The following is a 12,725-nucleotide window of genomic DNA, read 5'->3' as shown; positions in this document are numbered from 1 at the left end:
GGACGGGCCCCGGCGTGCCGAGATATGGTCCGCTGCTGTGAGAGCAGTCCACCGCTTCACCGTGCGAGCCCACCTGCCCGAGCAGCTGAGCGCGCTCGGCACGCTGGCGACCAACCTCCGCTGGGCCTGGCACCCGCCGACCCAGGACCTGTTCGCCGCGGTCGATCCGCAGGTGTGGTCCGCGGTGGGGGCGGACCCGTTGCGGCTGCTCGCCGAGGTGCCGGCCGAGCGGCTGCGGCAGCTGGCCGGCGACCAGGACTTCCTGGCGCGCACCCGGGCCGTCGACGACGACCTGCGCCGATACCTTGCGGTGCCGCGCTGGTACCAGCAGCGGCAGGACGAGGACGCCGGGCTGCCCACCTCGATCGCCTACTTCTCGATGGAGTTCGGCCTCACCGAGGCCCTGCCGAACTACTCCGGCGGCCTCGGGGTGCTGGCCGGCGACCACCTGAAGTCGGCCTCCGACCTCGGTGTGCCGATGATCGGCGTCGGGTTGCTGTACCGGTCCGGGTACTTCCGGCAGTCGCTGTCGGCGGAGGGATGGCAGGTCGAGCACTACCCGGTGCTGGATCCGCGCGGCCTGCCGCTGGAGATGCTGACCGAGCCGTCCGGGAAGCCGGTCCAGGTGCGGGTCGCCATGCCCGCCGGGCTCACCCTGCACGCGCGGATCTGGAAGGCGCAGGTCGGCAGGGTGCCGCTGCTGCTGCTGGACAGCGACCTGCCGGAGAACGACGACGACCTGCGCAAGACCACCGACCGGCTTTACGGCGGCGACGCGGCGCACCGGATCCGCCAGGAGATCCTGGCCGGCATCGGCGGCATGCGCGCGGTCCGCGCCTACTGCGAGCTGACCGGCCACCCGCAGCCCGAGGTGTTCCACACCAACGAGGGCCACGCCGGGTTCCTGGGCCTGGAGCGGGCCCGCGAGCTGCAGGAGGACCCGGGGCTGCAGTTCGACCAGGCGGTGGCCGCGGTGCGGGCCGGGACGGTGTTCACCACCCACACCCCGGTCCCGGCCGGGATCGACCGCTTCCCGGTGGATCTGGTCCGGCACTACTTCGGCGACGGCTCGGCGCAGGCCCTGCTGCCCGGCGTGCCCACGGATCGGGTGCTCGCGCTGGGCGCCGAGGACAACCCGGGCATGTTCAACATGGCCCACATGGGGCTGCGGCTCGCGCAGCGCGCCAACGGCGTCTCCGAGCTGCACGGCGAGGTCATCCGCAAGATGTTCCGCAACCTGTGGCCGGGCTTCGGCGTCGCGGAGGTCCCGATTCGCTCGGTCACCAACGGGGTGCACGGCCCGACCTGGTCGGCGCGGGAACTCGGCAAGCTGATCGGCGAGTCCGAAATGGACAGCGGCGCCGGGTTGCGCGGCATCGAGCCGGTCAGCGACTCGCTGCTGTGGGAACTGCGCTGCTCGCTGCGCCAACGGCTGGTCGACGAGGTGCGCAGGCGGCTGCGCACCGCGTGGCTGCGGCGCGGCGCCTCGGACCTGGAACTCGGGTGGTGCGACACGGTTTTCGACCCGGACGTGCTCACCATCGGCTTCGCCCGCCGGGTGCCGACCTACAAGCGGGCCACGCTGATGCTGCGCGACACCGAGCGGCTGCGGGAGCTGCTGCTCGACGCGGAACGCCCGGTGCAGATCGTGGTCGCGGGGAAGTCACACCCGGCGGACGAGGGCGGGAAGGCGATGATCCAGCGGATCGTGCGCTTCGCCGACCAGGCCGACGTGCGGCACCGCATCGTGTTCCTGCCGGACTACGACATGTCGCTGGCCAAGTACCTGGTGTCGGGTTGCGACGTGTGGCTGAACAACCCCGTGCGGCCGCTGGAGGCGTGCGGCACCTCGGGGATGAAGGCGGCGCTCAACGGCGGCCTGAACCTGTCGGTGCGGGACGGCTGGTGGGACGAGATGTTCGACGGCCACAACGGCTGGGCGATCCCGAACGCCGACGGCGTCAGCGACCCGAACCGGCGCGACGACCTGGAGTCCGCCGCCCTGTACGAGCTGATCTCCGACCACGTGGCCCCGATGTTCTACGAGCGCAACACCGACGGGGTGCCGGGCAAGTGGATGTCGATGGTGCGGCACACCCTGGCGACGCTGGGCCCGCGCGTGCAGGCGTCCCGGATGATCCGCGAGTACGTCGACAACCACTACACCCCGGCCGCCCGGTCGGTGCGGGCCGTGTCCGCGGACGACTACCGCGGGGCGCGGGAGATCGCGGACTACCGCGCCCGGCTGCAGGCGGCCTGGACCTGGGTGCGGATCAGCGACACCGAGATGTCCGTCGACGACGGCGGCACGCCGCTGCTCGGCGGGCAGGTCACGGTGCGGGCGCGGGTCGACCTGGCCGGGCTCGATCCGTCCGATGTGGACGTCGAGGTCGTCGTGGGGCGAGTGGACGACTCCGACGTGCTGCACGACTTCGTCACCGCGTCGATGCGGCCGGCGGAGGGCGGCCGCTACGAGGCGGCGGTGACCCTGCCGCACGCCGGCCCGGCGGGCTACACCGTCCGGGTCCTGCCCCGGCACCCGCTGCTGTCCGGCCCGGCCGAGCTGGGCAAGGTCGTCCTGGCCAGTTGACCCGTGAGCGTTTCGGGGCGCCATAGCACCCCAAAACGCTCACGGGTCGGCTCAGGTCACGCTTCTGCCCGGACCGGCATCGGGGTTTCGTCCACGCCGGCGCTCGGCGCTTGCTGAGACCGGCGCTGCAGGTAGCCGGCCCACGCCGCGGCCAGCAAGCCCGCTGCGCCGATCGCTGCGCCCACCCAGGCCACCGAAGCGAAGCCGAACCCGGCGCTGATGGCCATGCCGCCCAGCATCGGCGCCAGCGTGTTGCCGATGTTGAACGCCGAGGTGTTGACGGCCCCTACGAGCGTCGGGGCCCCGGGTGCGAGGGTGAACGCCCGCGACTGCAGGGCCGGGTTGGTGACGAACCCGCCGATGCCCAGGACGAAGACGAGGATGGTGGTGGTGATCGGGTTGCCCGCCGTGACGGCGAGCAGCGCGGAGGCGGTCACTAGGGTGCCGAGGCCGACGAGGAGCGTGCCGACTGGGCGCGCCTGCGCGGTGCGCCCGCCGATCGTCATTCCGATCAGGCCGCCCAGACCGAACAGCGCCAGCTCGGCGGGAACCCAAGCCTCGGGCAGCCCGGTCACCTCGGTCAGCACCGGAGCGAGGTAGCTGAAGGTCACGATGACCGCGCCGAAGGCGAAGGTCGTGATCGCATACGACAGCCACAGCTGGGGTCGGGCCATCGCGCGCAGTTCGGCTGCGGCGCTGCTGGGCTGCTCGGGCGAGGCCGCGTCGTGGATGGTGAACAGCGAGCACACCAGGCTCACCGCCGTGAGGACGGCGACGGCCCAGAACACCGCTCGCCAGCCGGCGAGCTGGCTGAGGACGGTGCCCGCCGGAACCCCGACGATGGTGGCGAGGGTCAGGCCGCCCGCGACGATCGCGACGGCCCGGCTCCTGGCGCCGGGCGGCACGAGGCTGACGGCGGCGGCCACCGCGACGGCCCAGAACCCCGCGTAGGACAGGGCGCTCACGATGCGGGTGGCCATCAGCACCCCGTAGCCGGGAGCGAGCGCGCCGACGATGTGCGCGGCGATGAAGACGCCTTGCAGCGCCACCAGCGCTTTCCGGCGCGGCCAGCGGATGGTGGCGATGGCCAGCAGCGGGGCGCCGACGACCATGCCGACGGCGAACGCGGAGATCAGCAGGCCCGCGTCCGGGATGGACACGCCGAGATCTGCGGCCATGCCGGGCAGCAGCCCCGAGAGCATGAACTCCGAGGTTCCCTGGGTGAAGATGCCCAGGCCGAGGATGTAGACGGCAAGGGGCATGGACGGTCCTCCAACGAGTCGGTGATCACTGCAGGGCCGACGCTAGCAACGTTTTGAAGCGATCGATTCAAAATGTGACCGAGGTTTCGTTGCGATCGCTTCAAAACTGCTACGGTGGGGGCATGGCCCGGCCGAGGAAGTTCGACGACGCCCGCGTCCTCGACGCCGCGATGGACACGTTCTGGCGCAACGGGTACGAGGCGACGTCGACCCGGGACCTGAGCGACCGCACCGAACTGGGGCCGTCGAGCCTCTACAACGCGTTCGGGGACAAGCACCAGCTGTACCTGAAGTCGTTGCGCAAGTACTACGAGACCGCCACTGCGGAACAGGCAGCGGTGCTGCAAGGTCCGGGGCCGGTCAAGGACAGGGTGCGGGAACTGCTGGCCGACGCGATCGACGCCGACCTCGCAGGCACCGACCGGCCGGGCTGCTTCGCGATCAACGCGGCCATCGAGCGCGCGAGCTCGGACCCGGACGTCCGCGCCGAGGTGCGGCGGAACTTCGCGGCGGTCGAGGAAGCGCTGCGCGAAACCTTCGAGCGAGGACAGCGCTCTGGCGAGATCGACCCGACGCGCGACGCGGAAACCCTGGCGCGCCAAGTGCTCAGCACGTACTACGGGCTGCGCGTCCTGGCCCGGGTCCAAGACGACCGCCAGGTGCTGATGAGCATTGTGGAGAACATGCTGGACGGACTGTGACCGCCAGCGCGTCGCCTGCCGTGACCGGCGTCCTCCAGTTCCAGCGCGAAACCCTGGCCATGAAGTGCGCGGGACTGACCGCGGAGCAGCTCAGGGAGCGCGCCGTCGCGCCCTCGGGGCTCTCGCTGCTCGGGCTGGTCCGGCACCTGGCCGAGGTCGAGCGCAGCTGGTTCCGGAACGCGTTCCGCGGTGAGAACGGCAAAAGCCCCTGGACTCCGCCGGGGGTCGACGAGTTCGCCGATTTCGACGTGGACACTGCCGATCCCGGCGAAGCATTCGCGACCTGGCGCCGGGAGTGCGCGCGATCCCGGGAGATCGTGTCCGCCGCCGAATCCCTCGATGCCACTTGTGAATACCGCGGCGAGGTCATCTCGCTCCGCTACATCCTGGCGCACATGATCGAGGAATACGCGCGGCACAACGGGCACGCCGATCTGCTGCGTGAACGCATCGACGGAACCACCGGCGAATAGCGGTTCCGGTGAGGTTTTCCAGCCTCGTTTTGCGTGGCGGTGCGGGGTGGCAGAACCTCAGAGGCTTCCTGGACTGTGGGTGTCCTGAGTCCAATACGCGGCGTCAGGGCCGTCCTCGTCCGGGAGTGCGCCAGGGCACGGGCGCGGTGAACCTGCGGCGGTGCACGTGTCGTAGGTGGGCCATGCGCCTGCGGCGCATGCGACATCCCATCGGCGTGCGGCTTTGCGGCCCGCGGTTGCGGGCCGACCAGGATGAAAATGCTCAGTCCGTTCGCAACCAGCCGGTCGGCTGCGGGAGTACTGTTCGAATTGTGTCCCGCAACGCGGAATCCACCAGAGCCCGGATCTTCGGGGCGGCGGTCACCGAATTCGCCGCCCACGGCATCGCCGGTGCCCGCGTCGACCGGATAGCCAAGCGGGCGCGGGCGAACAAACAGCTGATCTACGCATACTTCGGCAGCAAGGACGCGCTGTTCTCGGCGGTGCTGGAACGAACGATGGACGCACTGGCCGCCGAAGTCCCGATCGAGAGCGACGACCTGCCCGGCTACGCCGACCGGCTCGCCGCCTACCACCTCGCGAACCCCCACGTGCTGCGCCTGCTGCTGTGGGAATCCCTGGAGCGCGGCGATTCCGGCGTCGTCACCGGCTCCGAACGCTGGGCGCACTACCGCGAGAAGGTGGCCAGCGTCCGCCGCGCCCAGGAAAGCGGAACGGCCACCGGCGAATTCGACGCGGGGATGCTCGGATTGCTCTCGATCGGCATGGTCGGTTGGCCGCTGGCCGTGCCGCAGCTGCGCCGCATGATGCTCGGCGACGCGGAGCCGGCGGATCTCCGGGCGGCGGCCCGCAAAGCCGTCGAGCGCCTCGCCGAACCGCGCTGATCCGGCGGGATTCAGGCGCCGGCGCGGAAGGTGCGGCGGTAAGTCAGCGGAGCGACGCCGATCGCGGTGTGCAGGTGCTGGCGCAGGGACGCGGCCGTGGCGAAACCGACCTGGGCGGCGATCTCCTCGATCGGCAGATCGGTGGATTCGAGCAGGTGGCGGGCCCTGGCGACGCGCTGCTGGATGAGCCACCGGCCGGGGCTGAGCCCCACCTCGTTGCGGAACCGGCGGGCGAACGTGCGGCCGCTCATCCGGGCGTGTTCGGCGAGATCGGCCAGCGTCAGCGGCAGGTGGAGGTTCGCGGCCGCCCAATCCCGGGTCGGCGCGGTGCCCAGCTCGGACGGTTCGGGGACCGGCTGCTCGATGTACTGCGCCTGGCCGCCATCCCGCCACGGCGGCACGACGCACCTCCGCGCCACCTGGTTGGCCACCTCGCTGCCGTGGTCGGAGCGCACGATGTGCAGGCACACGTCGACCCCGGAGGCCGCGCCCGCAGAGGTCAGCACGTCGCCGTCGTCGACGAAGAGCACGTCCGGGTCGAGGAGCACGTTCGGGAACATCCGCCGGAACGGCTCGACCAGGAACCAGTGCGTGGTCGCCGGACGGCCGTCGAGCAGCCCGGCCGCGGCCAGCACGAACGCGCCGGTGCAGATCGACACGATTCGGGTGCCGGGGCGGATGAGCGCCAGCGCATCGGCCACCGGCTGCGGCAGTTCGGTGGTCACCTCGGTGAGGTCGTACGGCGGGATCACGACGGTGTCGGCGGTGCTCAGCACCCCCGGGCCGTGCTCGACCGAGATCGTGAAGTCGGCGTCGCTGCGCACCGGGCCACCGTCGGCGGTGCAGGTCAGCACCTCGTACCGGCTGCCTGCGCTGCCGAAGATCCGCTTGGGGATGCCCAGCTCGAACGGGTACACGCCGTCGAGCGCCAGGACCACGACCCGATGCATGGCACGATCCTATCGAATGTTGGCAATCAAGCCATTTCGTCGGGCTTGGCCGGGACGCAGGCTGGACGGCATGAGTGAAGCCAGCAAGATGCGCGCCATCAGCCAGGACGTCCTCGGCGGACCCGAGGTGCTCCAGGAGGTGCGGCTCGACCGACCGGTTCCGGGCCCGAGCGAGGTGCTGATCCGGGTGCGCGCTGCCGGGCTCAACCCGACCGACTGGAAGCACCGGGCGTACAAGGTGTTCCTCGGCGAGCCGCCGCTCGTCCTCGGCTGGGACGTCTCCGGTGTCGTCGAGGCGGTCGGGGTCGGCGTCACCCTGCACAAGCCGGGCGACGAGGTCTTCGGGATGCTGCCCTACCCGCACGGCGTCGGCTCCCACGCCGAGTACGTGACCGGCCCGGCCCGGGCCTTCGTCTCCAAGCCGTCCAATGTGGACCACGTGCAGGCGGGAGCCATCCCGCTCGCCGCGCTGACGGCCTGGCAGGCCCTGGTCGACACGGCCCGCCTGCAGCCGGGGCAGCGCGTCCTGATCCACGCGGCCGCGGGCGGAGTCGGCCACTTCGCCGTGCAGATCGCCAAGGCGCGCGGCGCGCACGTGATCGGGACGGCCAGCGCGGGCAAGCACGAGTTCCTGCGCGGCCTCGGCGCCGACGAGCTGATCGACTACCAGGAGGTCGATTTCGCGGACGTCGTCAGCGATGTCGACGTCGTGCTGGACCCGCTCGCAGGCGACACCCGTACCCGCTCACTGCGCACGCTCCGGCGCGGCGGCGTCCTCGTGTCGATCCTGCCGTTCGGGCGGGAAGAAGACGCTGCCGAAGCGGAGCGTCGCGGCGTGCGGGTGGAGCTGATGCTGGTCGAGGCGGACCAGGAGGGCATGCGCGCCATCGCCGAACTCGTCGAGTCGGGCCGTCTGCGCCCGGAAATCGCCGGGGTGTTCCCGCTGGCGGACGCTGCCAAGGCCCACGCCCTCGGCGAAACCGGCCGCACCACCGGGAAACTGGTGCTCGCGGTGGAGTGATCCGTTCTGGAAGGGATCACGCCACCGAAAGCCGCTGGCGGGTCTCGGAGACCCGGGGTGACCACGGGGCCAGCTCCTCGGCCTTGGTCAACGCGGCGCGCGCGGCGGCGTTGTCGTGGCAGGCCATGTGCGCGCGGGCGAGCGTGGCCAGATCGTCGGCGCGGGAAAGCGGGGAGTGGTTGTACTCGGCGCCGGTCGTGGCGAGGTGGACAGCGCGGTCCGCGTCGCCCTCGATCAGCGCGAGGAGTCCATTGGTGCCGCTCAGCTCGAACTCCGGGTAACCGAGCCCGATCGCGTCCTCGAGCGCCTTCTTGGCGGTCGGCAGCAGGGTTTCCGCGGGCAGCTGGCCTGCTTCCACCGCCTTGAACCCGAGCCCCGCCAGGCCCGCCAGCAGGTAGGGCATCTTGCGCGGCGGGATCTCGTCGCTGTTCGCCAGCAGCTTCAGCATCATCATGACCCCCGTCGCGTAGTCGCCGCGCGACTCCAGCACGGAGATCTGGCACGTGACCGTTCCGTTCAGGCCCGGATACCGCGCGGCGAGTTCATCGGCGTGCTCCTGCGCGCGATCGATGTCGCCCTTTCGCAGGGCCTCGTACGCGCGAGCGGCCAGCGGTGCGGACAGGAAGTCGGAGCGTTCGGGATCCTTCAGGCGAGGAAGCGAGAAGAGCAACCAACCGGTCGACGTGGTCAGCGGAACCCGCATCGGCCACAACTTGTAGAGCATCAACGGCGTTGCGGCGAGCACGAAGCCGCGCCCGAACGGGCCGTCGGCGAGCAGCCAGCCTGCCACGACCATCGCGACACCCACCAGCGCCGACAGCAGTCCGGCCAACCAGCAGCGCAAGATCACCGGCGAACGCCACGGGCCGATCTGAGCCCGCAGCGTGACGGGCAAGGAACGGATCGTGAAGGTCACGTGGCCCAGCCGCCACGACGCGACCTCCCGCATCGCGCCGAAGATCACCTGCCGGACCCGCAGCCCGAAAACCACCGAACCCAAGAGCAAACCCAGCTGCGTCGCCATCGGAAGCAAGACCACCCCGACCAGGGCGCCGAGCCAACCGATGGCCGCCCCGGCCGGCCCGCTGCCGGCGATCAGCTCCACGGCCACCACGGCGACCGCACCCGCCACGGCGGCTATGACCCACGGGCGGAACAAAAGACTCTGAGCTCGCACAAGGACGAAAGCGTACGGGACCGGGCCGCGGCCGATACCCGCTTTCGACCAGGCGCCCAACCGCCGACGGCGCCGGCACCGGGCGCAAGCATGGGAACTTTCCTGTCACCGACCGCGGACGCGGTGTGAGCATGGGAACTTTCCTGTCAAACCAGCGCGGCGGGGATCGCCCGGACCGGAGCGCGAGCATGGGAACTTTCCTGTCACGGATGGCGGGGCCTGGTCGTGAGCATGGGAACTTTCCTGTCATCAAGCATGGGCGGGGCGCGAGGATGGGAACTTTCCTGTCAACGGAGGCGCCTTCGAGCTGACGGGGTGTGGCGTGAGCAAGGGAACCTTCCTGTCACAGGTGGCAGGAAGGTTCCCTTGCTCGCAGTTGGCCGGAGTGTCAGACGTTGGTGGTGACCGGGAGGCCGGCCGCCTTCCAGGCCCGGAAACCGCCCGCCAGGTCCGTGGCCTTGGTCAGGCCGAGCCCCTTCGCCTGGGCGGCCGCGAGGCTGGAGGCGTAGCCCTCGTTGCACACCAGGACCACCGGGCGGTCGGGGTGCAGGCCGTCCAGCCGGTGGCCGCCGGCCGGGTCCAGTCGCCACTCCAGCACGATCCGCTCCACCGTCAGCGAGCCCGGGATCTCGCCTTCGGTGAGACGGTCGGACTGCGGCCTGATGTCGATGATCAGGCCGCCGTCCTGCTGCAACGCGAACGCCTCCCGCGGGGAGACGCGGGTGAGCTTCGCGCGCGACTCGGCCAGCAGGTGGTCGATGCCGTACGGGCCGGCTGTGATGCTGTCCTGGCGCTGGATCGGGATCTCGCTCATCCGAGCTCCTTCGGCTGCGGGGCGGGCGGTTGCGGCGCGTGGATCCGCTGCGGCGGGGCCGGCGGCACTTCGGCCAGATCCGAGTAGTAGCGGACCGGCAGCAGCGGCGGCGAGTACGCGTGCACGCTCGCCGAGTTCACCGAGCTGACGTTGCGGACCTGGTGGGCGCGCCCGCTGCCGAAGCCGACGCCCGAGCCGACGTCGTGGTGCACGGTGCGCACCGGGCCCGCGGGATAGCGGTAGTCCTCCCGGAGCGCGCCGAACAGCACGGAGAACGAGCCGGACGCACCGCCGTGGTCGTGCGGCTTCGTGCCCTGCCCCGGCGCCCACGACAGCAGCCACAGCTCAACGCCCGCGGTCAGGCCGAGCTTGGCCCACCAGCGTTGTTGGTCGTCGACCCGGACGATGTCGAGCAGCGGGCCGGTCAGTTCGGACGTGACCAGGCTGGTGAGGTCGCGCAGTTCGCGCGGGCTCCACAGCAGGTGGTCGGGGCGGATCAGGTCGTGCAGCAGAGGCAGGTCGAGGCCGGGATGCAGCTCGACCGCGCCGGGCGCGGGAACCGGTTCGGTCGGGGTGTATTCGGAAACGGTGGCGGTCGGGTCGTCGTTGGACTGGTGCTGTCGCACAGCGCTCATGCGTGTCTCCAAGTTCGTGTCTTGCAAATGAGCACGGCACGACACGCACACCCCGCTATGGGGCGTGATTCGGTGGATTGATTCGTCGGGCCGCGCGATGAGCCTGGAAGGCGGTAGCAGAACCGCTTCAGCGACAGGCGGAGGTGACGACCAGGAACAGGTCGATCACGCGATCGCGGGTGAGAAACGAATCGGACACGCTTGCGATCGTGGCACGGCCGCGGGGACCGTGCCAGCACGATCGCGGTCGTCCCGGTATCTGGGCACCCGGCGCGCGCTCGCGCGGCCGGGATCTGCCGGCCGGGCGAGCACAGGATGCGCCCGGCCGCAACTGCTGACGGAGCAGACGGAACAATGGGGCTCCGGAGGGACCGGCCGGAATCTGCGGCGGTCCGGACGGAGACGAACCGCCTGCGCGTCGCCCGCGGCGCCGCGGTCGGTCACGGCTGGGAGGTAGACGTGGACGACCTGGTCATCCGGATGGATGGCGTCGGTGTTCGGCGGGGCACGACGACGCTGGTGGCCGACGTGAACTGGTCGGTTGAGCTCGACGAGCGCTGGGTGGTGCTGGGTCCCAACGGCGCGGGCAAGACGACGCTGCTGAAGATGGCCAGCACCGAGATGCACCCGAGCGAGGGCAGCGTCGACGTGCTCGGCGAACGGCTCGGCAAGACCAACGTGTTCGACCTCCGTCCCCGCATCGGCCTGTGCTCGGCTGCGCTGGCGGCCCGCATCCCCGGCGACGAGCTGGTTCGCGACGTCGTGGTCAGTGCCGGATATTCGGTCGTCGGCCGGTGGCGCGAGGAGTACGACGCGATGGACACCGACCGGGCGGCCGAGCTGCTCGACCTGCTCGGCGTGGCGCACCTCGCCGAGCGCGAGTACGCGACCTTGTCCGAAGGGGAGCGCAAGCGCACCACCATCGCGCGTGCTCTGATGACCGACCCCGAGCTGCTGCTGCTCGACGAGCCGGCCGCGGGGCTGGACCTCGGCGGCCGGGAGGACCTGGTGGCGCGGCTGTCCGCGCTGGCCATGGATCCGGACGCGCCCGCATCCGTGCTGGTCACCCACCACGTCGAAGAGATCCCGCCGGGCTTCACGCACGGCCTGCTGCTGCGCGAGGGCAGCATCGTCGCGCAGGGACTGCTCGAAGACGTGCTCACCGAGGACAACCTGTCGAAGACCTTCGACCAGGACCTGGAACTGCAGCGCAGCGGCGCCCGCTACTTCGCCCGGCGGCGCGGCTGAGTTCAGGGCGGGCGGCGCCGCTGCGGGATCGGACGACGTGCCGGGTCGAGCGGGCGCTGAGATCCGTGACACAGCAGTCGTGGGGCGGCGCGCGATAGCCTGCCCGGCGAGGTGGCGGTTCGACGAGGAGGTTGCTGCGTGGGCGAGTTCGTCAGGCTTGAGGTGGACGGTGCGATCGGGACGATCCGGTTGGATCGGCCGAAGATGAACGCCTTGAACCGGCAGATCGAGGTCGAGCTGCGGGAAACGGCGATCGAGGCCGCCGAGCGCTCCGATGTTCGCGCCGTGATCGTCTACGGCGGCGAGAAGGTCTTCGCGGCGGGCGCGGACATCAAGGAAATGGCCGACATGTCCTACACCGACATGGCGCGCAAGGAGGAGCGCGGCCTGTCGGACGCGATGAGCCAGGTCGCCGCCATCCCGAAGCCGACGGTGGCAGCCATCACCGGGTACGCCCTCGGCGGCGGCTTCGAGCTGGCGCTGAGCTGCGACCGGCGCATCGCCGGGGAGAACGTCAAGGTCGGCCAGCCGGAGATCCTGCTGGGCGTCATCCCCGGCGCCGGCGGCACGCAGCGGCTCGCCCGCCTGATCGGGCCCAGCAAGGCCAAGGACATCATCTACACCGGGCGTTTCGTCGACGCCCAGGAAGCGCTTTCGCTGGGCATGATCGACGAGGTCGTCGCGCCCGACGAGGTGTACGCGGCGGCGCGCCGCTGGGCCGAGCAGTTCACCGGCGGCGCGGCTCGTGCGCTGGCCGCGGCGAAGGCCGCGATCGACGGCGGGCTGGACGTCGACCTGGACACCGGGCTGAAGCTGGAGACCCACCTGTTCGCGGGCACCTTCGCCACCGAGGACCAGAAGATCGGCATGCGCTCGTTCGTCGAGAACGGTCCCGGCAAGGCGAAGTTCACCGGGAACTAGGCCCGGACGGAACGAATCGTGACAGCCCGCCCCACCAGTCCGCCCTGCG

The 12,725-nt window shown here is 70.8% G+C and carries 12 protein-coding genes; 7 read left to right on the top strand and 5 right to left on the bottom strand.

Annotation, left to right across the window (positions count from 1 at the left end):
• The first annotated feature begins 37 nt into the window (after positions 1–37).
• A complete protein-coding gene (glgP, locus tag AC07EQ_RS25175) occupies positions 38–2,590 on the top strand; it encodes an alpha-glucan family phosphorylase (protein WP_478390338.1) in 2,553 nt (850 codons plus the stop codon).
• 56 nt (positions 2,591–2,646) lie between these two features.
• Here the strand turns inward: glgP and AC07EQ_RS25170 are convergent, their stop codons facing one another.
• Positions 2,647–3,852: a Cmx/CmrA family chloramphenicol efflux MFS transporter gene (locus tag AC07EQ_RS25170; RefSeq protein ID WP_478390337.1), complete on the bottom strand. Its 1,206-nt coding sequence runs from the start codon at positions 3,850–3,852 to the stop codon at positions 2,647–2,649.
• 122 nt (positions 3,853–3,974) lie between these two features.
• On the opposite strand from AC07EQ_RS25170, the gene AC07EQ_RS25165 reads away from it, so the two are divergent.
• The 3 genes from AC07EQ_RS25165 to AC07EQ_RS25155 all read left to right on the top strand — a co-directional run bounded on the left by AC07EQ_RS25165 (position 3,975) and on the right by AC07EQ_RS25155 (position 5,910).
• Positions 3,975–4,553 (top strand): TetR/AcrR family transcriptional regulator, encoded by a 579-nt coding sequence (locus tag AC07EQ_RS25165; RefSeq protein ID WP_478390336.1) that lies wholly within the window; start codon positions 3,975–3,977, stop codon positions 4,551–4,553.
• On the top strand, positions 4,550–5,026 hold the full coding sequence (locus tag AC07EQ_RS25160; protein ID WP_478390335.1) for a DinB family protein: 477 nt from the start codon (positions 4,550–4,552) through the stop codon (positions 5,024–5,026). Before AC07EQ_RS25165 ends, AC07EQ_RS25160 begins: the two co-directional genes overlap by 4 nt.
• Positions 5,027–5,337: 311 nt before the next feature.
• Positions 5,338–5,910 carry a TetR/AcrR family transcriptional regulator gene (locus tag AC07EQ_RS25155; protein ID WP_478390334.1) on the top strand — a complete coding sequence of 191 codons (573 nt, stop codon included), beginning with the start codon at positions 5,338–5,340 and terminating at the stop codon, positions 5,908–5,910.
• Positions 5,911–5,921: 11 nt separating this feature from the next.
• Here the strand turns inward: AC07EQ_RS25155 and AC07EQ_RS25150 are convergent, their stop codons facing one another.
• A complete protein-coding gene (locus tag AC07EQ_RS25150; protein WP_478390333.1) occupies positions 5,922–6,860 on the bottom strand; it encodes a GlxA family transcriptional regulator in 939 nt (312 codons plus the stop codon).
• Between the two features lie 88 nt (positions 6,861–6,948).
• On the opposite strand from AC07EQ_RS25150, the gene AC07EQ_RS25145 reads away from it, so the two are divergent.
• Positions 6,949–7,881, top strand: coding sequence for an NADP-dependent oxidoreductase (locus tag AC07EQ_RS25145; RefSeq protein WP_478390384.1), 933 nt, complete (start codon positions 6,949–6,951; stop codon positions 7,879–7,881).
• Positions 7,882–7,897: 16 nt separating this feature from the next.
• On the opposite strand, the gene AC07EQ_RS25140 is transcribed toward AC07EQ_RS25145, so the two are convergent.
• From AC07EQ_RS25140 to AC07EQ_RS25130, 3 genes are all read right to left on the bottom strand, one after another.
• Positions 7,898–9,013: a hypothetical protein gene (locus tag AC07EQ_RS25140; RefSeq protein ID WP_478390332.1), complete on the bottom strand. Its 1,116-nt coding sequence runs from the start codon at positions 9,011–9,013 to the stop codon at positions 7,898–7,900.
• A 433-nt stretch (positions 9,014–9,446) separates the two neighbouring features.
• A complete protein-coding gene (locus AC07EQ_RS25135) occupies positions 9,447–9,872 on the bottom strand; it encodes a rhodanese-like domain-containing protein (protein ID WP_397529931.1) in 426 nt (141 codons plus the stop codon).
• A complete protein-coding gene (locus AC07EQ_RS25130) occupies positions 9,869–10,507 on the bottom strand; it encodes a cysteine dioxygenase (protein ID WP_478390331.1) in 639 nt (212 codons plus the stop codon). Before AC07EQ_RS25130 ends, AC07EQ_RS25135 begins: the two co-directional genes overlap by 4 nt.
• Before the next feature lie 480 nt (positions 10,508–10,987).
• Here AC07EQ_RS25130 and AC07EQ_RS25125 point away from each other — a divergent pair, with 480 nt between their 5' ends.
• A complete protein-coding gene (locus AC07EQ_RS25125) occupies positions 10,988–11,755 on the top strand; it encodes an ABC transporter ATP-binding protein (protein ID WP_478390383.1) in 768 nt (255 codons plus the stop codon).
• Positions 11,756–11,893: 138 nt separating this feature from the next.
• Positions 11,894–12,676, top strand: coding sequence for an enoyl-CoA hydratase/isomerase family protein (locus tag AC07EQ_RS25120; protein WP_478390330.1), 783 nt, complete (start codon positions 11,894–11,896; stop codon positions 12,674–12,676).
• Positions 12,677–12,725: the final 49 nt, after the last annotated feature.

It is taken from the genome of Saccharopolyspora sp. NPDC045839 (assembly GCF_056431645.1).
Note: the sequence above shows the minus strand (reverse complement) of the source record. Positions and strands in the feature narration are given on the sequence as shown.

Bases quoted from the DNA above. Each gene is read 5' to 3' on its own strand.
- AC07EQ_RS25170 (WP_478390337.1), bottom strand. From the start codon at position 3,852: ATGCCCCTTGCCGTCTACATCCTCGGCCTGGGCATCTTCACCCAGGGA.
- AC07EQ_RS25165 (WP_478390336.1), top strand. From the start codon at position 3,975: ATGGCCCGGCCGAGGAAGTTCGACGACGCCCGCGTCCTCGACGCCGCG.
- AC07EQ_RS25150 (WP_478390333.1), bottom strand. From the start codon at position 6,860: ATGCATCGGGTCGTGGTCCTGGCGCTCGACGGCGTGTACCCGTTCGAG.
- AC07EQ_RS25145 (WP_478390384.1), top strand. From the start codon at position 6,949: ATGCGCGCCATCAGCCAGGACGTCCTCGGCGGACCCGAGGTGCTCCAG.
- AC07EQ_RS25135 (WP_397529931.1), bottom strand. From the start codon at position 9,872: ATGAGCGAGATCCCGATCCAGCGCCAGGACAGCATCACAGCCGGCCCG.
- AC07EQ_RS25130 (WP_478390331.1), bottom strand. From the start codon at position 10,507: ATGAGCGCTGTGCGACAGCACCAGTCCAACGACGACCCGACCGCCACC.
- AC07EQ_RS25125 (WP_478390383.1), top strand. From the start codon at position 10,988: ATGGATGGCGTCGGTGTTCGGCGGGGCACGACGACGCTGGTGGCCGAC.